At 52.7% G+C, this 20,948-nt stretch carries 19 protein-coding genes; 9 read left to right on the top strand and 10 right to left on the bottom strand.

Annotated elements, in window-relative coordinates; genetic code table 11:
- The first annotated feature begins 212 nt into the window (after positions 1-212).
- Together H5P27_RS16805 and H5P27_RS16800 are read left to right on the top strand one after the other, a co-directional pair.
- Positions 213-1,376 carry an aldose epimerase family protein gene (locus H5P27_RS16805; RefSeq protein ID WP_221774768.1) on the top strand — a complete coding sequence of 388 codons (1,164 nt, stop codon included), beginning with the start codon at positions 213-215 and terminating at the stop codon, positions 1,374-1,376.
- A 17-nt stretch (positions 1,377-1,393) separates the two neighbouring features.
- Positions 1,394-3,103: a sodium:solute symporter gene (locus H5P27_RS16800; RefSeq protein ID WP_185661584.1), complete on the top strand. Its 1,710-nt coding sequence runs from the start codon at positions 1,394-1,396 to the stop codon at positions 3,101-3,103.
- A gap of 178 nt (positions 3,104-3,281) precedes the next feature.
- Here H5P27_RS16800 and ovoA read toward each other — a convergent pair whose 3' ends face one another.
- On the bottom strand, positions 3,282-5,414 hold the full coding sequence (ovoA, locus tag H5P27_RS16795; RefSeq protein ID WP_185661583.1) for a 5-histidylcysteine sulfoxide synthase: 2,133 nt from the start codon (positions 5,412-5,414) through the stop codon (positions 3,282-3,284).
- A gap of 179 nt (positions 5,415-5,593) precedes the next feature.
- On the bottom strand, positions 5,594-6,049 hold the full coding sequence (locus H5P27_RS16790; RefSeq protein WP_185661582.1) for a hypothetical protein: 456 nt from the start codon (positions 6,047-6,049) through the stop codon (positions 5,594-5,596).
- A gap of 96 nt (positions 6,050-6,145) precedes the next feature.
- Between H5P27_RS16790 and H5P27_RS16785 the strand changes: the two genes are divergently transcribed.
- The 5 genes from H5P27_RS16785 (at position 6,146) to H5P27_RS16765 (ending at position 10,079) form a co-directional block, all read left to right on the top strand.
- Positions 6,146-6,664: an NUDIX hydrolase gene (locus H5P27_RS16785; protein ID WP_185661581.1), complete on the top strand. Its 519-nt coding sequence runs from the start codon at positions 6,146-6,148 to the stop codon at positions 6,662-6,664.
- A gap of 98 nt (positions 6,665-6,762) precedes the next feature.
- Positions 6,763-7,674, top strand: a complete 912-nt coding sequence (pdxA, locus tag H5P27_RS16780) for a 4-hydroxythreonine-4-phosphate dehydrogenase PdxA (protein WP_185661580.1) — start codon at positions 6,763-6,765, stop codon at positions 7,672-7,674.
- Positions 7,675-7,727: 53 nt separating this feature from the next.
- Positions 7,728-8,105 (top strand): iron-sulfur cluster assembly accessory protein, encoded by a 378-nt coding sequence (locus H5P27_RS16775; RefSeq protein ID WP_185661579.1) that lies wholly within the window; start codon positions 7,728-7,730, stop codon positions 8,103-8,105.
- A gap of 140 nt (positions 8,106-8,245) precedes the next feature.
- Entirely contained in the window at positions 8,246-8,917 is a 672-nt protein-coding gene (infC, locus tag H5P27_RS16770) for a translation initiation factor IF-3 (RefSeq protein WP_185661578.1), read from the top strand.
- Between the two features lie 43 nt (positions 8,918-8,960).
- Positions 8,961-10,079: an N-acetylmuramoyl-L-alanine amidase gene (locus H5P27_RS16765; RefSeq protein ID WP_185661577.1), complete on the top strand. Its 1,119-nt coding sequence runs from the start codon at positions 8,961-8,963 to the stop codon at positions 10,077-10,079.
- 89 nt (positions 10,080-10,168) lie between these two features.
- On the opposite strand, the gene H5P27_RS16760 is transcribed toward H5P27_RS16765, so the two are convergent.
- The 6 genes from H5P27_RS16760 to H5P27_RS16735 all read right to left on the bottom strand — a co-directional run bounded on the left by H5P27_RS16760 (position 10,169) and on the right by H5P27_RS16735 (position 15,725).
- On the bottom strand, positions 10,169-10,747 hold the full coding sequence (locus H5P27_RS16760; RefSeq protein ID WP_185661576.1) for a ClpP family protease: 579 nt from the start codon (positions 10,745-10,747) through the stop codon (positions 10,169-10,171).
- A 164-nt stretch (positions 10,748-10,911) separates the two neighbouring features.
- Positions 10,912-11,490 (bottom strand): putative Fe-S cluster assembly protein SufT, encoded by a 579-nt coding sequence (gene sufT, locus H5P27_RS16755; RefSeq protein ID WP_185661575.1) that lies wholly within the window; start codon positions 11,488-11,490, stop codon positions 10,912-10,914.
- Between the two features lie 96 nt (positions 11,491-11,586).
- The gene (sufD, locus tag H5P27_RS16750; RefSeq protein ID WP_185661574.1) at positions 11,587-12,963 is read right to left on the bottom strand and encodes a Fe-S cluster assembly protein SufD; all 1,377 of its coding nucleotides are present in this window, start codon (positions 12,961-12,963) and stop codon (positions 11,587-11,589) included.
- A gap of 52 nt (positions 12,964-13,015) precedes the next feature.
- A complete protein-coding gene (sufB, locus tag H5P27_RS16745; protein ID WP_185661573.1) occupies positions 13,016-14,425 on the bottom strand; it encodes a Fe-S cluster assembly protein SufB in 1,410 nt (469 codons plus the stop codon).
- A 46-nt stretch (positions 14,426-14,471) separates the two neighbouring features.
- Entirely contained in the window at positions 14,472-15,239 is a 768-nt protein-coding gene (gene sufC, locus H5P27_RS16740) for a Fe-S cluster assembly ATPase SufC (RefSeq protein ID WP_185661572.1), read from the bottom strand.
- 66 nt (positions 15,240-15,305) lie between these two features.
- Positions 15,306-15,725, bottom strand: a complete 420-nt coding sequence (locus H5P27_RS16735; protein WP_185661571.1) for a Fur family transcriptional regulator — start codon at positions 15,723-15,725, stop codon at positions 15,306-15,308.
- A 260-nt stretch (positions 15,726-15,985) separates the two neighbouring features.
- On the opposite strand from H5P27_RS16735, the gene H5P27_RS16730 reads away from it, so the two are divergent.
- Both H5P27_RS16730 and H5P27_RS16725 read left to right on the top strand, forming a co-directional pair.
- On the top strand, positions 15,986-17,305 hold the full coding sequence (locus H5P27_RS16730) for a cytochrome P450 (RefSeq protein ID WP_185661570.1): 1,320 nt from the start codon (positions 15,986-15,988) through the stop codon (positions 17,303-17,305).
- A gap of 10 nt (positions 17,306-17,315) precedes the next feature.
- Positions 17,316-18,971: an NCS2 family permease gene (locus H5P27_RS16725; RefSeq protein ID WP_185661569.1), complete on the top strand. Its 1,656-nt coding sequence runs from the start codon at positions 17,316-17,318 to the stop codon at positions 18,969-18,971.
- Here H5P27_RS16725 and H5P27_RS16720 read toward each other — a convergent pair.
- Together H5P27_RS16720 and lpdA are read right to left on the bottom strand one after the other, a co-directional pair.
- The gene (locus H5P27_RS16720; RefSeq protein ID WP_185661568.1) at positions 18,968-19,525 is read right to left on the bottom strand and encodes an MOSC domain-containing protein; all 558 of its coding nucleotides are present in this window, start codon (positions 19,523-19,525) and stop codon (positions 18,968-18,970) included. The genes H5P27_RS16725 and H5P27_RS16720 overlap by 4 nt on opposite strands.
- Positions 19,526-19,532: 7 nt before the next feature.
- A complete protein-coding gene (gene lpdA, locus H5P27_RS16715; RefSeq protein ID WP_185661567.1) occupies positions 19,533-20,939 on the bottom strand; it encodes a dihydrolipoyl dehydrogenase in 1,407 nt (468 codons plus the stop codon).
- Between the last annotated feature and the right edge of the window lie 9 nt (positions 20,940-20,948).

The following is a 20,948-nucleotide window of genomic DNA, read 5'->3' as shown; positions in this document are numbered from 1 at the left end:
GCATATCTGCGAATTTTCGAGCTGCGATCCTTGTGGCGCACGCCCGTGCCTCGAGCTCACAACTATACGCTTTCGCCAAAGTCCGCCAGAGTGTAGCTGAAACGGTTTCTGACTCTCCCTTGTCTATTCGTGTAAATCGCCAAAATCGCGCCGCGTGTCCTGCGTCGGTTTACCCCAACTGATATCCCCCCTAACACACCAATTAATAGCTTATGAGATCTAATGGACCTTCATTAAAAACATCGCTTCAGCTGCTCGCGCTATCCGGCGCCATGCTCGTCGGAGCAAGCTGTACCGCCGAATCCGATACAGTTGAGAGCAGCGCCTTCGGAACAAGCAAATCTGGAGAGCCGGTCACGCTTTACACTTTAGACAATGCCAATGGCATGGAAGTGGACATCATCACCTATGGAGGAAGAGTCACCCGTCTGACTGCTCCAGATCGCGATGGCAATTACGCGGATGTAGTTCAAGGCTTCTCCGACATCGCGGGATACGAAGCGGACTCCAGCTTCCAGGGCGCTTTAATCGGTCGCTATGGAAACCGTATTGCTCACGGTCAGTTCGTGATCGATGGCGAAACTTACGACCTGGCCAAGAACGATATGCCTGGCGACATCCCCTGTCACCTCCATGGAGGAACAATCGGTTACGACAAGGTCGTCTGGACAGCTGAGCCCGTTGTGAAGGACGGAATCGAAGGTTTGAAGCTCACCTATCTGAGCGAGGATGGAGAAGAAGGCTACCCCGGCACTTTGGATATTACGGTCCACTACTGGCTCCAGGACGATGATTCACTGAAAATCACTTACCACGCCACTACCGACAAGAAGACTTACGTCAACTTGACCAATCACGCTTACTTCAACCTCAAGGGAGAAGGAGAGGGCACGATCGTCGATCATGAGTTCACCCTCAACGCCAGCAAGTTCACCCCTGTGGACAAAGGCTTGATCCCGACTGGCGAGCTTCGCCCAGTGAAGGGTACTCCTTTTGATTTCACCACAGCTCATACGCTCTCCGCACGTATTGGCGACGAGAACGAACAGCTGTCATTTGGCGGTGGATACGACCACAATTGGGTGCTCGACAACCAAGATGGTTCTATGGCTTTGGCTGCTACTGTTTACGAGCCCACAACTGGACGCGTGATGGAAGTGATGACCGAAGAGCCTGGTATCCAGCTCTACAGCGGTAACTTCTTGGACGGGACCATGACTGGCCAGTCTGGCAAGAGCTACGAATACCGCGGCGCGTTCTGCCTCGAGACTCAGCACTATCCCGACTCTCCAAACCAGCCAAACTTCCCAAGCACGCTTTTGGCTCCAGGAGATGTCTACGACACGACCACCATCTACAAGTTTAGCTCTAAGTAAACGAATCGGAACAAACAATGGAAAGCACACTTCAAGCAATGGACTGGGCGGTTATCGCCCTCTATTTCGTAGGAATCGGGTTGATAGCCTGGTGGTCCGGTCGAAATCAGAGCGATACCTCCGACTACTTCTTGGCTGGCCGTAATGCTGGCTTCTTCGCGATCGGCGCTTCGATCTTCACTTCTAACATTGGCTCCGAGCATATCGTAGGACTTGCAGGGCAAGGTGCGTCGACCGGTATGGCTATGGCCCACTGGGAACTGCACGCTTGGGTAATGATCCTTCTGGCCTACGTATTCGTTCCGTTCTACTACAAGTCAGGCGTCTACACGATTCCTGAGTTCCTGGAAAAGCGTTTCAACGCCAAGTCGCGTTGGCTGCTCTCTCTGGTTTCCCTTGTCGCTTACGTTTTCACAAAGGTGAGCGTAACGGTTTACGCGGGTGCGTTGGTATTCCAGGTTCTGATGCCAGACACTTTCGGTTCTCCGGAAGCTGCGTTCTGGGTCGGTGCGTTCATGACGGTTATCCTGACAGGCCTCTACACCGTTTTCGGCGGTATGAAGGCTGTTCTCTACACTTCGGCGCCACAAGCGATCATCCTCATTTTCGGCTCCTTCCTCATCACTGCTTACGGTTTGAGCCGTTTGGGTGGCTGGAACGAGTTGGTCTCCTTGGCGAGCGCCAATGCTGACCAGTTCGCGCTCTGGAGACCTTTGTCGGACCCTGATTTCCCATGGCTCGGCGTTTTGATCGCTTCTCCGATCATCGGTATCTGGTACTGGTGTACAGACCAATACATCGTGCAGCGTACTTTGACTGCGGCTAACCTCACTCAAGCTCGTAAGGGCGCGCTCTTCGGTGGTTTGCTCAAGGTCACCCCAGTTCTGATCTTCCTCATCCCAGGTTTGATCGGTTGGGCGTTGCACCAGAAGGGTCTCATACAGATCCCACTCAAGGAAATCATTACCGCTGCAGGCGTTGAGCAAGTAATCAACGGCGATATGGTTTTCCCAACCTTGGTGACCGAGCTCCTTCCTGTGGGTATTCGTGGTTTGATCGTGGCAAGTATGTTGGCGGCTTTGATGAGCTCGCTCGCATCTCTCTTCAACTCCAGTGCCTCGCTCTTTACCGTTGATATTTACGAAAAGCTCCGTCCTGGAATGCCTTCCAAACACTATGTGACCGCGGGTCGTATCGCGACTACAGTGGTCGTGGGCGCAGGTATGCTCTGGATCCCTGTCATGAAGCTCGTCGCAGGTGGAGGCCTCTACCAATACTTGCAAAGCGTGCAAGGTTACCTCGCTCCTCCAATCGCGGCCGTGTTCCTCCTCGGCGTGATGTGGAAGCGCGTTAACGCTCAGGGCGCAGCTTGGGGACTTGGTCTCGGCTTTGTGCTCGGTATGGCGAAGCTCACTGTTCAAACCTTCTTCGGAACAGCTGAGAACAAGATCAGCGATCCAGCATTCCTCGCAGCGATCGGAGACTACAACTGGCTCTACGCGACTGGTGTTCTTTTCGCCATCAGTGTCGTAATCATTGTAGTGGTATCTCTTCTCACGCCTCCACCGACTGAAGCGCAGACCAAGGGTCTCACTTACAGCTCCATGAAGGACGACGACGATGGCGACCTCAAGGCAAGCTGGGATACTGGCAACAAGATTCTGTCTGGTTTGATCGCAGTGCTCGTACTCGGCCTATATCTCTACTTCAGCTTCTGGCTGGGTTAGTCCAAATCTCAAAGTTCGCTGTCCTGCCATCGCGTAGGCCAGCGGCTATTTAGGATAGTCTTTTTTGGCTGCGATCGGTTTTTTGCCGGTCGCAGCTTTTTTTTATTTTTTAGATAGGGAAAAATAAAAAAGGCATCCCGGATAAGGATGCCCTTGGAAATAGTCTTAGTTTCGAACTCTAGCGCTTTTCCCAAACAGTGAGGTCGGCAATGTTATGGTCGAAAGTGCGAGCGGTCCTTCGCAGAACGTATTCGAGATCTCGAGACGTGCCCAATTTTTTAAATTCTTTGCTCAGCAATTCTTCGATGCGGTCCTTCCCGGTGACGTTTTCTCCGTTCACCTTAATCCCTCCGAGCCAATGATCGCGACTTGTTACTTTTTCTTGCCAGTCATAAGTCGAAGCGATGACTAGTAGGCCGCCCTCGTTGAGGCGTTTGCTAGCTGATTCGAGGAATTTCTGAGGATCGTAACTTCGTTCCAGAAGCGTATCCAAGAGGATCAGATCGTATCCCTGGTAAATTTCCTTAAGGTTCGAAAGGTCGCCTTGCATGAACTCAACCCGGTCTCGCGTTCCATCCAGCCCTAGGTTTTGCAGCTTAACTTGATGGAAGGATGATATCTCTCCCTCTTCGGGCAAAGTGTACTGCGTGTAGCCTTTTTCTTTGAGCTGAACCCCAATGCGAATCATCCGAGCGCTGAAGTCGATGCCTGTCACGTTCTTGTAGCCGGCAGCGAGTTCGAAAGCGGCTCGTCCGGTTTTGCATCCCAGAACGAGGGCTTTCTCGCGTTTGCGGTCAGAAGCGATGTCTAGGCAGATTTGGGCCAACTTTTCGGGATAGTTGTCTACGTCGAAGTATTCTTTGCCGTAGTTAAATTCACAGTACGGAATTACTTCTGGATCCGTTTCCCATGAGTCGTCTGGTATCTCGACTGGGGCGTCGCTAATGACGTAGCGGAAGCCTGCGTGCTGGTAGAAGTGTCTCCTGAAGGCGTAGCGAGAGTCACGCATCAACTCGTTTCCTGTGGAAATCCAAGATCCGCCCTTGATCATGTTATGCTTCGTGTCGAAAGTCGGGGTCGAAAAGTCGTCGTAAAGAGGATGGATTTCGAATCCGTCGTATCCGCGGATCGGTGTTTCAGTGTGCTGCCAAACGTTGCCGACCACGTCGTAGAAGCCATGTTTAAATGGATGGGTATCGACCGGTACTGATGAGGCGGGGCCTTCTAAGTTTAGGTTGCCCGGAGCTTTCTTCCAAGCGGGGGCATCGGGGACTTCGGTGTAGTCGAGCAGTCGATACCATTCTTCCTCTGTCGGCAGGCGTACAGGCTGGCCGGTTTTGGCAGCCTTCCAGTTACAGAAGGCCTTTGCTTCTAGATAGTTGGTTTCGACCGGCCAAGACCAAGGCATGTCGATCTCTTTCAACATGGTTCGAAATTTGTAGCTACCATCGGGTTGAGGCAGCCAGAAGCGAGGACAGGTTGCCTTTTCGTAGCTTACCCAGTTCCAGCCTTCTTCGGTCCAGAAATCCCGATTCGAGTAACCACCATCCTGAACGAAAGCTAAGAACTCGTCATTGGATACCAAATACTTGCTGGCTCCAAAGTCTGTTATTTCCTTCGAGTAAGTTCCGTACTCGTTGTCCCATCCGTAATAGGCATCCTCGAGTGATTTGCCGAGTGCGACGCTTTTTCCTGGCACAGCAATGATTTCGTTTGTTTGGGGTGTCGTATCCGAATCGCTAGGTTGCCATGCTGGATGTTCGCCATCGAGAAGGCTCGTTGGTAGTTGACGAATCAGTACAGAGCTTGTCTCGAGGTGGATACGTTCGTGCTCGATACCCATCATGATCGGCCAGAAGGGGCTCTCCCATCCGATCGGCAGCTTTATCGGCAGTTTGCTGATTAGCTGATCGATACATTCACGGACCTGAGCTCTGTATTCGCGGACTTCGTCAGGATCTGGCCAGGCGTAGTGAGCTTCATTCAAATCGTCCCACGACATTTCGTCCACGCCGATGGCGAAAATGGATTCGAAGCCGGGGTTGATGCGATCCACTAGTTTTGCAAGCACCAGCTTGTTCATGAAGAAGGTGGCGGTGTGTCCGTAGTAAAAGATCAGTGGATGCCTAAGGGCGTCGGCTCTCGTCGTGTAGGCTACTTTGTCCAAAAACGGTTCAAAGAGGGCCTCGTAGGCATCATAGGTTTCGTGGAAATAGCGGCGAATCTCTTCGCGTTTGGCTTCGGGGTCTCCTGTTGAGAGGTTTACGGTGTAGGGGGTCTTGATTTCCGTGGTCGCCGAGTTGGTAGTCATATTGGTGTAATCGGTTATGGTTTCTCTCGGTAGGCAGGGGCGCTACAAGAGAGGGCGTTGGAGATGCTTTGTCAGGCTGCACCTCAACACTTTTGAAAACGAATCTAGGCACAAAAAAGCTGCGGGCAAATCCGCAGCTGAATTTTGGATGAGCTCTCGCTCTATCTATCGCCAGGTGATCAGAAATCGCTCTCGATTTCTGGAATCTTGTTGTCGGTGCGGACGACAGCGACCGGGACCTTGTTCTTTATGGCTAGACTCTGTTCTTTCAGGAAACGAGCGCCCACAGCCTCGCAAGCCTCGCCGACAGTCTTCACCGGGTATTTGCGGCCCTTTTTAGAAATGTTGTACTCGTAGGAAGCTCGAATCAGCCGGTCCATTGTTTCTCCGACAGGGTCGTCCTCTGGAATTTGGGCTACCCAGCCGACATAGTCTTCGCTTGGGATGGTGCCATTCGGATCCGATACGATGATGACAAATTGCTTTTTGACGGTGGGTTCGCGATTCGCTTTTTCCGCTTCCGCCTCTGCTGCAGCTTGCTCTTCGATTTGTTTGAGCACGGCTGTGATCATGTCCGGCTCGAGATTATTGTTGGAAAGGACTTCGTGAATGAGTTCTACGGAAACTTTTGGCATGGTGGAAATTAGGAGGTTTTTTTACTCGTGTAGCGGCACGCGCTCTGCTGGCGTTTGGGCCTGACAGCCTTTCCAGATTTCCGCTCCAACCAGTCCATGCAAGAAGATATTTTCGACATCGTCGATGAAAACGATCAAGTCGTAGGGCAAGCGACCCGCTCACGAGCCCACGCCGAAAAGCTCCGCCACCGCGCGGTCCACGTACTTATTTTTAACGATGAGGGAGAAGTTTTCCTTCAAAAACGTGCCATGTCGAAAGACAGCTGGCCAGGGGCATGGGACTCTTCTTGCTCTGGACATGTCGACCAAGGCGAAGACTACCTTACGGCAGCACACCGCGAACTGGACGAAGAGCTCGGCTACACGGCTACCAAGCCACTGGAGTTTCTCTTTCAGCTGACCCCTTGCGACGCCACGGGTCAGGAATTTATCAACGTCTATCGCGATACCGGAAATGGACCATTCCGACTCAATCACGACGAGATCGAGATCGGCGAATGGAAACCGATCAGCAAACTCCTCGAAGGGATCGGGTTTACTCCGAATAGGTATTCGAGCGCTCTGCGTTTGATTTTGGAAAAGCTGCAGGCTATGCAGCAGTTGCCTGCCTCCTGAGAACAGGTTCGCCTGTCCTTTCAGCGCGTGTTCGAGAGCTTGTATTTGGAGCATCAATACGGTTTTGGATGTAGGTTGAGCTTAACAGGGATTTATAGATGAGAAGAGTAGCCATATGCTGCGGAGATCCTTCCGGCTTGGGTCCGGAATTGATCGAACGTTGTTTGAGCGAGAACGATTACGGAGACGCGCAATTTGTTGTGTTCGGCAGCAAGCAATGGGTAGACCATGTAGTGGCTCAAGGGAACGGCCGTGTGGAAGGCGTGGCCCTGAGTGAGCGAGTGTTTCATCCTGGCAAGCCCGAACCTGACGGGGCCAAGCTTGCCATGGCAGCCATGGAGGCAGCGGCCGAATCTTGCGTATCGGGCCGTTGCGACTCGGTTGTCACGGGACCCATTTCCAAGGCCTTGTGCGCGAAAGTCGGATACCAGTTTCCCGGGCAAACCGAATTCTTTGCTGCTCGCTGGGGAGGTGAACCGACCATGGCATTTGTAGGAGAGCGTCTGAAGGTTTGCCTGAGCACTTGGCATATTCCCCTTAAAACTGTGGCGGAGAGCCTAGATGAAGAGACTTTCAAGCATAGCGTTTGCTCAGCTGCGGAACTGGGTCGCCGGCTCGGCATTACGAATCCAAAAATCCTTGTCTGCGGACTGAATCCGCATGCGGGCGAGGGCGGTTTGCTAGGTTCGGAGGAAATCGATTCGCTAAATCCATGGTTGGCCGAATTACGCCCAAATTTGGAAGCCGTCGTGGAAGATTGTGTGCCCGGAGATACCGCCTTTGCACGGGCGATGAAGGGTGAGGCGGATGTGGTGGTGGCCCTGTACCATGACCAGGGTTTAGCTCCTTTTAAGGCCGTCGATTTCGATAGTGGCGTGAACGTAACCCTTGGCTTGAAGTATCTTAGAGTGAGCCCAGATCACGGGACTGGCTTCGAAATAGCGGGTAAGGGCATCGCTAGCTCGGGAAGTACCCACCATGCGATTAGACTCGCCTGCAGCATGAAATAAGCGGGCACAGCTCTTGCTTGATTTCGGACCTTTAAATTTTGATAGTTCTTAGCGTGTCAGACCAAACAACAGTCCAGTTACCGGAAGGTGTGCGAAAAGGTGACGATCGTCTCGTCAAGGTGACCGCATCCGCTATATCCAAGATTGCCAAGTTGGCGGAAAAAGAAGGCGACAAAGCATTGTTACGGGTAGGCATCTCTGGCGGAGGCTGTAATGGGTTGTCGTACAAGATGCGATTTGTGGAGAATGCCCGCAAAGGCGATATCTTCCTCGATTTCTCTCCGGCGCATCTGGTCGTCGACAGCAAAAGCGCGCTTTATCTGAAAGGCACCGTCCTCGACTACTCAGATGCTTTGATTTCGGGAGGTTTCAAGTTCTCCAACCCTAATGCGACTTCCAGCTGCTCCTGCGGGGAGAGTTTCTCTGTTTGAGCGAAGTTTTTCCAAATGTAGGCAAAAGATAGGCCTAGCGGCTTGGATTTCAGCGGTTTAGGCGTAAAAAGTGTTGAACATGGCCCGAAAGCCGCGATTAGTTGTCGGTTCAAACCTGCTATACTAGAATCATTATTTGAATGCCAAAACCAAGAGGTAGACGTAGACCACCACGTAAATTAGACCCATTCGCCCAAATTCGGCGAAATCACCGCATCCGCGTACCGAAGATTCGAGTCGTAGGACCGGACGGCAAGCAGTATGGCGTGATGGATACCAAGGAGGCTTTGGAAGTAGCTCAAGGAGCAGGCCTCGATCTCGTGGAAGTAGCGGCCCAAGCGCGTCCACCGGTTTGCCGTATCATGGACTTCGGCAAGTATGTCTATGAGCAGCAAAAGAAGTCCAAGGATAACAAGTCGACTTCCAGCAAAGTCAAAGAGGTCAAGTTCCGCCCTCGTGTGGAGCAGCACGACTATGAGACGAAGCTGCGCAGAGCTGAGCTGTTCCTCTCAAAGGGCAACAAACTGAAGCTAACGCTTTCTTTTCGCGGTCGCGAAATGTCCCACACCGAAATCGGTTTCGAAACGATGCGTCGCGCGATCGCAGATCTCGAAACAATGGGACACGCTGACAACCAGCCACGTTTGATAGGCAGAAACATAAATGTAATGGTTTCGCCACTACCTGCCAACAAACGTAAGCCCAAGTTCTTGCGCGAGGACGACGATCACGACGAAATCGAAGCCTCCGAGCACCATGATGAAGATCATGGCGATGAGGGAGAGGACACCGATGCCGAAGGTAGCAAGTAGGATCACCTTAGCATAGGTTGACCTTTTGGTATTCTATAAGTTGATGCATATTTCATTCAGAGGCGGCTTACACATCATCGGATGCGTAGCCGCTTCTTTGTTTCTAGTCAGTTGTGAAAACACGAATGACCAAGATCCCGATCCTATCGAGGCAGCTCCCTTGAGTCAGGCCACAAGCGTCGAACCTTCTGATTCGGACGCTACCAACGACCTGGAATCAGAAATTCAGGAGTCATCCGACGCTAGCGAGACTGAAGGGGAAGATGCTCAAATCGCTAATGGCATCGAGTCTCAGGCTCTTCGTTTCGGGGCTAATATCGAGAAAGTACCTGAAAAAAAGGAGTGGAAGCTTTCGAAAAACGAACGTGTGCTCACGCTGACCGAGGGGAGCCGAGTTGCTTATCTAGACGGAGTGAAGGTGTTCCTCGATATTCCTTTTGAAGAAATTGAAGGGGCATTTGCGTTAAGCTCATCCGACGAACGAATTTTGCTCGAAGCCGTCTTTGGAGGCCATAATCGTATCGATACTGAGGTGTCCACCGTGGTGATTGATCCCGGACATGGGGGTTCTCAAGACGGGACCAAAAACGAGACGCTTGGGATCTATGAAAAGGAGATGACGCTCGATGTGTCGCTCCGCTTGAAGACGCATTTGGAGGAAGCCGGGTTCAAAGTCATTTTAACTCGCTACGAAGATCGTCATGTGAGTTTGGACGATCGCCCTGCCATGGCCAATGGCGCCAAAGCGGATCTTTTTGTAAGCGTTCATTTCAACGCTGCCATAAACAAGAAGGCTAGCGGTTTGGAAACGTATATGCTTACCCCGGCTGCTATGCCTTCCAGTTCGGATACGGAGGTCGATGGAGATGGGAAGGAGTACGCTGGCAATCAGTTTGACCTTGAGAATTTCGATCTCAGTTTTCGTATCCAAGATTCACTGTTGAGCCGACTAGGTCGAGAGGATCGAGGCGTTCGCAAAGCTCGCTTCAGGGTCTTGAAACCGCTCAATTGCCCTGGCGTCCTCGCTGAGTGTGGATTTATATCCAACGAGCAGGAAGGGCTTCTTGTCAGCACGGCGGGGTATCGCGAGCGCGTGGCTCAGTCGCTAGCCGACGCTATCATTGCTTATTCAAACGCCCGCAAAGCGCGAAGTGACAGTTAGACAGTTAGCTCTTCGCTAATGGGTACGACTACAAAAAAACCGTGCCTCTTACGGAAGCACGGTTTCGTAAATTTTTCAGAGCGGTTCGCTTAGATTTCGTCGATTATTCGATCGGCGAGACCGTAGTCGATTGCCTCTTGAGCGCTCATGTAGAAGTCGCGGTCCGTATCCGTCTGGATCTTGTCTAGTGGTTGTCCAGACGCTTCGGACAGGATTCGGTTGAGCTCCTCGCGAGTCTTTTCCATGTCTTGGGCGAAGATGTGAATATCTACTGCTGGACCTTGGAACTGGCCGCCGATGAGTGGCTGGTGGATCAACACCTTCGCGTGCGGGTAGAGAAGGCGGTTACCTTTCTTGGGGGCTGACAGTAGGATAGAGCCCATGGATGCCGCGAGTCCGGTCACTACAACGATAACCTCGGAGGAGATCAGCTTGATGGTGTCGTAAATGGCGAGTCCAGCGGTTACCGAACCACCCGGAGTGTTGATGTAAAAGGTGATGTCTTTTCCTGGAGCATCGGCCTCTAGGTAGAGGAGCTTTTCGGTGACGTCCTTAGCGGATTCATCGGAAACCTGTCCCCAAAGGAAAATTTTGCGCTCTTCCAAAAATTTCTTCTGGATGAGTGAGCCTACAGGAGAGTCTGGAGTTTTTTCTTCGTTTTTGGGCATCTATAAAAATGTGATGTAGTTGTTGGTATTCAAGGAGCTGGCTTTGGCAAGGAATTCGACTCAAAAGACGGCGTCTGAAGCTTATTCCTGAAAGTGTCCCGTCAGCTGCCGCCTCTGCAAAGGCGGCCCCAACTACGTTCAACGCTTGAGGGAGTCGCCTGATTCTAAACCAAGCCCAGGACCATGCGGCCCTCTTCGCTGATCATGCTTTGGTCCCAGGCAGGTTCCCAGACCAAGTTGACTTCTGCTTCGTCTACACCGGGTACGAGAAGGACTTTGCCTCGGGCGTCTTCTGCGATGGCTGGTCCCATTCCGCAGCCTGGAGCGGTGAGTGTCATTTGGACGACGACCTTGTTGGCGCTGTTTTCCGTTTCCTCGACCACCATGGAGTAAACAAGCCCGAGGTCTACGATGTTGACCGGTATTTCTGGGTCGTAAACGTTGCGGAGTTGCTGCCAGATCGCCTCCTCGTCTGGAGATTCGCCGGAAGATTCGGATTTTGATGCCTTGGCTGCCTCCTCGGCCTCTGCTTGCTCTGCGGCTATGTCTTGGCCGAGGGCGTCAGCGTCGCGACCGTCGATTCGCGCCAAGCCGAATTCTGTCATCACGGTGTAGCTTCCACCGAGTTGTTGAGTGATGTGAACCGTGGAAAGAGCGGGAAGGTGTAGAGGCTCACCGCTAGGGATCTGTACTGCTTCGACCTCTCTGGTGAGGCTTCGTGGCTGCTGGTCTTCAGATTGCATTTTGAATGTAGGAGTTATTCTCCGGGGTTCTGTTTATGAAAATATTGAAAACGGGGATTGTCTTATCGATCAATCCCCGCGGGCGCAAATTCAACTTTAGCTCTTTGCTTGTGACTGTTTGGCGAGGCGTTTCTTAAACTTCGCCTGGATGATCTGGCGGGCGTTCTCTGCCACGGTCGGACATTCGATACGTTCGAGGATTTCCTCGAAGAAGCCGTAAACGATCAACTCTTGGGCTTTGGCGCGTGGGATTCCGCGGGCCAGCATGTAGAAGATCTCGTCATCCTCGATTTGGGATGTTGTCGCCCCGTGACTGCACTTCACGTCATTGGCGTCGATCTCCAGACCTGGCAGCGAATTGGCTTCCGCTGTGTTGCTGAGCAATAGGTTGCGGTTGGTCTGGTAAGCGTCGGTCTGTTGGGCTCCCGGGTCGACCTTGATCAAACCTGAGAATATGGTGCGAGCGTCGTCGATGAGAGCGTTTTTGAAGAGCAGATCCGAAACCGCGTTGGCGGCGGAGTGGGTTTGCAAGGTACGCTGATCGATTTCCTGCTCGTTGTCCGCTACGGCGAGGGAGAGCATTTCCACCTTGGAGCCAGGGCCTTTGATTTGGCCGTGTGTCTCGGAGCGGTAGCGTTGGCAGCCTACGTTTACACTGATGGTTTTTACGTTGGAGTCGCGACCGGCGATGTTGGAATTGATCTGGAAACCAAGGGTCTTCTCGTTGAAGTTTTGCAACAGCGTGTAGTCCACGGTTGAGCCAACTCCGGCGAATATGTGGTTCACTCCGCAGGAGAACGCGGCTGCGTCTTCGCTGGCAGAGAGATTAGCTTCGACTACTTTGACCTTCGCGAAGTCTTCGGTGATGATCAAGGTGTGCGGGAAAATGGCGGAGCCCGCGTTGATGCTCCAGTTGTAGACGATGAACGCCTCTTCGATTTCCACGCCTTTCGGCACGTAGAGTAGGGCGCCGTTTTCCAGGAAGGCCTGATGGAGGGCGGCGAACTTTTCCGAACCGAGATCTGCTTCCTGCTTCATGAAGTAGTCCTTCATGATGTCGGCGTGCTTGGTGATGGCTTCACGGAATGGGGCCCAGATAACGCCTTTTTCCGCAAGTTCCGGAGAGATGCGGTCCGCTTGCAAGGTTTGGTCGTCTCCGAATACGAACCGTCCGGCGTAGTTGTCCAAGAAATTTGACTTTTCCACGAGGGACGCTGCGTCGCTGATGCTTGGCAGGGCGGCAAACTGAATGTCGCTCAGCTCGAGCCCTTTGAGCTTGGCGAAGCGCCAGCTCTCCATGCTTCGATTTGGGGCGGGCAGTTTGGCGAAGGTCTCGAAAGACTCGGCCTTGGCCGTTTTCCACCATGAGGGAGCGGTGTCGAGGTCTTCGACATGTCTGTTGAAGGCTTCCCTGATCGGAGCGACCGCGTCGCTGCTTTCGCTCGTTGATGTTTCTTCTGTTAGTGAGCTCACTGACTTTATTGGTAGATTGTATGTATTCAGGTTCTAGTTACCAAATCGGCGTTTAACCGACTGAGCCTTCCATTTCCAATTCGATCAGGCGCTTCAGCTCTACGCTGTACTCCATGGGGAATTGGCGAGTCAGGTCGTTCACGAATCCATTTACGCTTAGGCTCATGGCTTCTCCTTCACTCAAGCCGCGTTGCTGCATGTAGAAAATCTGCTCGGCGGATACCTTCGATACAGAGGCTTCGTGCTGCACCGCATTGCGGTCACCGCGAACTGTGATGGCCGGATAGGTGTCTGTACGAGAGTTGTCGTTGATCAGCAAGGCGTCACACTCGGTGTTGTTTTTGCAGCCTCTGAGGTTCTTAGGCATGTGGACTTGGCCACGGTAAGTGGAGCGTCCTTGGCCTACGCTGATGGACTTGGAGATGATGTTGCTAGTCGTTTCGTCAGCGGCGTGAATCATCTTCGCACCCGTGTCCTGGTGCTGTCCGTCGTTGGCAAGAGCGATGGAGAGAACCTCGCCGCGAGCTCGCTTGCCCTTTAGGACTACGCCCGGGTACTTCATGGTCAGGCGGCTGCCGATGTTGCAGTCGATCCACTTGACGGTGGCATCTTCGTGAGCGATAGCACGCTTCGTCACGAGATTGAAAACGTTGGAGGCCCAGTTCTGTACGGTGACGTATTCGATCTTCGCGCCCTTCATGGCGACAAGTTCCACAACAGCGGAGTGCAGCGTGGCGGTGTCGAACTTTGGAGCTGTGCAGCCTTCCATGTAGGTGACTTCCGAGCCTTCGTCCGCGATGATTAGCGTACGCTCGAATTGGCCGAAATTCTCCGCGTTGATACGGAAGTAGGCTTGCAGCGGATGGCTGACCTTGACGCCGGGTGGAACGTAGATGAACGATCCACCAGAGAAGGCAGCGGAGTTGAGGGCGGAAAACTTGTTGTCACCGGTTGGGATAACCTTTCCGAACCACTTCTTGAAGATCTCTGGATGCTCGATCAAAGCCTCGGTCGAACCCATGAAGATTACGCCCTGCTTGCCCACGCTCTCCTTGATGTTGGAGTAGGCGGCTTCGGAGTCGAATTGGGCTTCGACGCCCGCCAGGAACTTACGCTCGTTTTCCGGAATGCCCAGACGTTCGAATGTTTGCTTCACGTCGTCGGGGACATCGTCCCAACTCTTTGAGGCTCTCTTTTCACCTGCGAGGTAGTAGCGAATCTTGTCGAAGTCGATTACTTCGAGATCCTTGGTTGCCCAGTTGGTTGGCAAAGGCTTCGATTCGAAGACCTTCAGGGCACGCTTGCGAAAGTCGCGGATCCAGTCCGGCTCTCCCTTTGCGTCACAGATGTAATCGATTACCTTTTCGTCCAGTCCAATGCCGGCGTCGTACTTGTGGCTTTCCGTGTAGCGAAAATTTCCTTTATCGCGATCTACTTCGATCTCGGAGTTTGGCGTAACCATAATCTTTTTGGTTAAAGTGTTGGCAGTTCTAGCGGTTCGCTAGCGTTTAGGACGCGACTGTTTCAGCGGCCAATTCCTTGACCCACTCGTAGCCCTTGCTTTCGAGCTCTAGTGCGAGCTCCTTCGGACCGCTCTTGACGATGCGGCCGTCGTACATGACGTGAACGACGTCTGGTACGATGTAGTCGAGAAGACGTTGGTAGTGAGTGATGACGAGTGCTCCGAGGTTCGGGCCGCGCATGGAATTAACGCCTTCGGAAACAATCTTGAGGGCGTCGATATCGAGTCCGGAGTCGGTTTCGTCCAATACCGCGTATTTCGGATCGAGCATCGCCATCTGCAGGATTTCGCAGCGCTTCTTTTCACCGCCAGAGAAACCATCGTTTACAGAACGGGAGGTGAACTTGCGGTCGATTTTGAGGAGATCCATCTTCTCATAGAGTGCCTTGTAGTAGTCCGGAGCGTTCAGCTCTTCGTCGTCTGGCAAGCGAGCGTTCAAGGCAGCGCGGATGAAATTGGCGATCGTTACGCCTGGTATTTCCATTGGATATTGGAAGGCGAGGAAAAGACCCGCTCTGGCACGCTCGTCGGCTTCCATTTCCATGATGTCTTCACCATCTATGATTACCTCGCCGCTGGTGACTTCGTAGTCAGGGTGGCCCGCCATGGCCTTGGCCAGGGTGCTTTTGCCAGTACCGTTCGGTCCCATGATGGCGTGTACTTCGCCTTTGGGAACGGTGAGGCTGAAGTCCTTGAGGATCTGCTTGTCGCCGATGCTAACGTTGAGGTTTTTGATTTCTAGTGTGTTGCTCATGGTTTGCTCTAAAGTTTGTCCGTAATTATTTGGTTTGTTGATTTGAAACGAGGAGAGGGCTTGAGGCTACTGGGCAGCCTTGCCGCGGAAGGTTATGTCGATGGAGCTCACGTCGAATCCTGCGGGCAATAGGTTTGCGAGCTGGGAGATCGTGGCTGGGTCGAGCTGCACGTCGTAGATGGTGCCGCTTTCGTTATCGTGGAAGTGAGCGTGCTCAGTAAGGTTAGGGCAGTAGCGAGTCGATTCCCGCTCCAGGTGCACTTGTTTCACCAGATCGCACTGCACCAAGGTGTCCAAACAGTTGTATACGGTGGCGAGTGAAATGGTTGGCATCTCTTGCTTGGCCCGAGCGAAAATCTCATCGGCAGTCGGATGGTCGCGTTTGGTGATTATCGCATCGTAGACGACTTCGCGTTGGCGGGTCGATCGAAGCCCGGAAGCGGCAAGCTTCTGGTGGAGGATCTCGGTTTTGACTTCGCTGTTCATCTCTTGGAAAAGGTTCTTATTTGGAATAACTCTAAGTCGCAGTATCGAAATGGAATTATTCTAAATATCAAGTGAAAATTGGAATCGTTCCAAACAAATGCGAAAAAAGTGTCGATTCGCTAGGTCCTCAAACTGCAGGAATCGAGCCGTAAGCGAGTGATGGAGGACCTTCAGGGGGTCGTAGGTTCCCTTACTTTCCGCATTGTTACCGAATTGGCCGGCTCTGCTTTTTGAGGCGCGTGGATTGCTAGCCGATTGCCGTGCCAACAAAATCTCTACCCGAAATTCCCTCCTACGAGCTAGATTTCGCTGGGTACTCAGCGAGCGAGGAGACAGAGCTCGATTCTTTCGATCACCTTTCCGCCTATCGGAAGTTGGGACCGATTTACACGGTCCAATTTCGCGGCGAGAAGTGGATTTGTCTCGGTGGAATGGAGGCAAACGATGTAGCGTGGAGAAATCCGGACATGTGGGACTACCATTCGGCTTTGTCTCCTTTTAGAGACGTTATGGGCGATCGGCACGTTACTCAAATGGATGGCAAACCGCACCGGCGTAAGCGTCGTCAACTCAAGCCAGGATTCGCCATGAGCGCCATCGGGCGTTGGATTCCAAGTATTGATGGAGTCCTCAAATCGAGATTGGCCGATATCGAAGGCCAGCAGACCTCATTGGCTGACTTTTTCATGAGCGCCCTCACTTGCGCAAACTCCAAGACGGTTTTGCAAGCGCCCCTCAGCGAGGAGGCAATCAAGGTCTTTATCCGTTTTGAGGAGAGTTTTATCGGAGCCACAGTTTGGGAGAAATCGCGTCGGGACGCGTTCTACGCCAGCGAAGCGTTTCTGGCCGACAAGAACTTTGTTTTCAACCTCTTGGCAGAGCTTGTGAAGGAGCGCATTGCTCGATTGCCCGAGAAGGCAGAGGACAATTTCTCGGAAGTGTTATCTTTGACTTTAGAAGACAACGATGGGCAGGTAGACCTGCAGGAGCTGGTTTCCGAGGCTTACCTGCTGCTTATGGCAGGTACCGGGAACACCGCAAAACTTCTAAACTGCGGCTTGCAGCACATCTTAGCGGACGACGATCTGCAGGCAGAGCTTCGGAAGGAGTTGGAGGGGTATGGGCCCGAATCCTTTGCTCGGGGCATGGAAGCTTTTCCGAAGCTCAAAGCGACCATTATGGAAATCGAGAGGATGTTCCCTGCGGCGCCTGTTCTCGCACGCACGGTCGCAACTCCGTTCGAATTTATGGGTTACCCGCTAGAGAAGGGCGACAAGGTTCTCCACATGCAGACGCTGCCCCATTTTTTGGAGGAGATTTATGAGGATCCTTACACCTTCAAGCCAGCTCGGTGGCTCGAAAAGAAATATCCAAAGAAGAGCCAAGGCACCTTTGGCGGGAGTACCCATATTTGTTTGGGAATGAATCTCGCCCGCGTTCATATGCCGATAGCCCTTGCGAATATCCTGGCGAATTACGATTTGGAGCAAACCTCGGAGAGCGACATTAAGGTGAATCTTAACTACGGGGTTCCGCAAGTATCCGATATTTCAGGACGTTTCGTGGCTCGTTCCAAATAAAAGGTATCGTATGAAGTGGATCGCCAAGGGAGATTGGGACGGTTTCTTCGGTCTCGGACTAAACAATTTCGTAAACCTGCTGCTTATCATAAATCTGAGTACCTTTGTTCTCGGATTTAGCCCGGAGTTTGTGGCGACTCGTGTTCTGCCAGGGCTGGGCATGGGCTTGATCTTCGGAAATGTTTTCTACGCTTGGCAGGCTAAGTCTTTGGCGACCCGGACTAATCGCAATGACGTCTGCGCTCTGCCTTACGGCATTAATCTTCTGCCCATCTTTTTCTTTACCTTCTACGTGATGGCTCCGGCTCAGCAAATCGCATTGTCGAATGGAGCTAGTAAGGAAGAGGCGGATCATATCGCGTGGATGGCAGGAGTTGTAGCCTGTTTTGGATCCGGACTTATCGAAGTAGTCGGCGCCTTCTTCGTGCACCACCTGCGCAAGGTTGCGGCGCGAGCAGCTCTGCTATCGGCCTTGGCCTCCGTGGGACTGTTCTTCATCGCAGCGGACTATGCCTTTCGTTCTTATGCATTCCCGTTGGTGGGACTCTCGACGCTGTTTCTAGTACTCTATTTCTATTATGGCTCGGTGACCATCAAATGGAGAATTCCCGGCGGATTGATTGTGCTCATATTCGGGATCGCAATTGCCTGGATTAGCCATGCCTTTGGAATGGAGAGTCCGGTCGCTTCGCTCAGCGAGTCCAGCATACCATTAGGCTTGTATTTGCCGTTGCCCTACGGTTTGGAGGCGTTTGCCTCACCCGAACGCTTGCTCGGCTTCGCGGCGGTGATGATACCCATGGGACTGATGAATGTCGTTGGATCAATGCAAGCCCTGGAGTCCGCGGCTGCGGCAGGGGACAGTTTTGCTCCCCGTTCTTCGCTAATTGTGAATGGCCTTGGAACCTTGGTCGCAGGAGGCTTAGGCGCTCCATTTCCGACTACACTTTTTATTGGGCATGCGGGTTGGAAAGAGATTGGGGCAAGGTCAGGCTATTCGTTAATCAATGGGGTAGTGATGGGAGTTTTGTGTTTCTCGGGGCTAATTGGATTTCTCTCCTCTTATGTGCCGATCGAAGCGGGAATGGCTATCTTGATTTGGATCGGAATTACCATTGGCACCCAGGCTTTCGCGGCGGTGCCTAAACGTCATATACCGGCCGTCGCGGTGGGACTCATTCCCGGGATTGGCGCTTTCGCGGCTCTGGTGGCCAAACGAGTACTCAGTGGAGCTGGCTATGGAGCCGAGGGTATACCGTATTCTTCGGAGTTATTGAACCACCTCGCGATCGAAGGCGGCTTTTTTGCCAAAGGCGTTTTCGCTCTCGAGCAAGGTTGGCTCTACGCCTCTATCGTATTGGCTTCGATTATGGTGGCTTTCATCGATCGAAAATTCTCTGCGGCCTTAAGTTGGCTTGGAACGGCGGCGGTTTTATCTGCTCTGGGTATCCTTCACAACTTCCAAGTTTTGGATACAGATATAACGACTGGACTTGGTCCAGTGTGGGGAACTGTAGCCGGTTATGCGTCAGCTATCTTAGTGCTCGTTCTCGTCAAAGTTTTCTTGATCGAAAAAGAACCGGTCGTTGCCGCGAAAGTGGAGAAGGCAACGGGCGAAGATCGCTCCAGCGTTATACTCGCGAAAGGAAACGTAGAAACGACTTAGGAGCAAACTTTGCGAATCTTGTCGGTCAGGCTGACTTCACCGGCCTTTACGACTTTGCAAAGCACACCCCGCAAGCGGTGCGGTTTGTTCTCGGGCAAGTTGATCCATTTTATGGATTCCTTCCCATGGCGCACGTTCCACTTGGAACAAGCTGTATTGAAAACGTCTGACACTTCGATGACGGCGGATCCGACTTGCAGAAGCTGTCCTACCGGCATGTTCATCTCGGAGAAATCCATGTCTGCGATGATGTTGTCACCCGGATAGGTCATTCCGTCCGGATCGCGGCGGATGAGCTGTAGTACTCGGGATCCTAGGATGCAGACTTGTATGCGCGGATCAGGCTTTCCATCCGGAGTGTAGATCCAGGTTTTACGTATCCAACGATCGCCTACGACCCCTTGCTCGGGGTCTAGGCTTAAGGTTTTCACAAATTCACGCTCACCCTCGTTTGGCCGCACGCACAAAGTAAGTATTGGAGCGTCATCTTTGGGAGCGTCCAAAACCCAATCGCGGTGGGCGTCGAGAAAATCGAGAGTAGCGTGCTGTGACATTCGAAAACTACAGGCTGTGAATCGCCGCCTTGTCTACGGCGAGACCCGCTTCCTTGATCGCTTCGGAGATAGTTGGGTGGGCGTGGACGGTTCTGCCAAGGTCCTCGGCACTGCCGCCGTATTCCATGTGAGTCACGATTTCCGAGATCATCTCGCTGGCTCCCTTGGCGACGATCTGCCCGCCCAGAATTTTGTCAGTCTCAGCGCAGGCGATGATCTTAACCATTCCATCGGTGGCATCCGAAGCGATGGCTCGTCCGTTTCCGGTGAGCGGGAACTTTCCGACCTTAACGGCGATCCCCTTATCCTTCGCTTGGGCTTCGGTGATTCCCACGCCGGCAACCTCAGGTTCGGTGTAAATGACGTTTGGAATCACGTCGTAGTTAACGTGTCCCGCCTTGCCGGCGATCATTTCAGCTATCGCGACGCCCTCTTCCTCAGCCTTGTGTGCTAGCATGGGGCCGCGAACGATATCGCCAATCGCGAAAATGCCATCGGCGGAAGTCTTGAAGTGGTCATCGATTTCGATGAAGCCGCGGTCGGTGGGAGTGATGCCAACCGAGTCGAGACCGAGGTTTTCGGTGTACGGCTTACGCCCGACTGCCACGAGGACTTTGTCGGCGGGGAAGGTGAGCTCCTTGCCCTTCTTTTCTGCCACGACGTTAAGCTTCCCGTCGATTTCTTTAGTACCGGTTACCTTGGTGTTAGTATGGATGCTCAAACCTTGTTTCTTGAAAGAGCGTTCCAAAAGTTTGGATACATCGTCATCGTAACCAGCAGCCACTTTGGGAAGAAACTCGACCACGGTGACTTTCGATCCGTAGCGAGCCCAGACGGAGCCGAGCTCCAGTCCGATGGCGCCCGCACCGATTACAACGAGGTTTTCCGGAACGGAATCGAAGGCGATGGCCTGATCCGAGGAAACGATAGTCTCGCCGTCCTGCGGCAGAAAGGGAAGGTCGACCACTGATGAGCCAGTCGCTAGAATAATATTCTTAGCGGTGATCTCCTCTTTGTCGTCAATTGCGATCTTGCCGTCACCGAGCAATTTTCCGTGTCCATCGAAACGTGTGATCCCGCGCTTCTTGACTAGCATGTCTACTCCACCGGTGAGTTGCTGGACCACCTTGTCCTTCTTTTTCATGACCGTTTCGAGATTGAGGGATACTTGTCCATCTATCTCTACTCCTGCTTCCGCAGCGTGATGGGCCGCAAAAACAAATTGTTCGCTGGTGTGAAGGAGGGCTTTGCTCGGAATGCATCCGACGTTTAGGCAGGTGCCGCCCAAGGTCTTTCGCTTTTCAACGAGAGCTGTTTTCAAACCGAGCTGAGCGCAGCGAATTGCGGCGACGTAGCCGCCAGGACCGCCACCGATGATGGCAACTTCGAACTGATTATTGGATGATTCGGACATGAGATTAGG

It is taken from the genome of Pelagicoccus albus (assembly GCF_014230145.1).
GTDB lineage: Bacteria > Verrucomicrobiota > Verrucomicrobiia > Opitutales > Opitutaceae > Pelagicoccus > Pelagicoccus albus.
The sequence above is the reverse complement of the archived record's forward strand: the minus strand, read 5'-3'. Positions and strand labels throughout refer to the sequence as shown.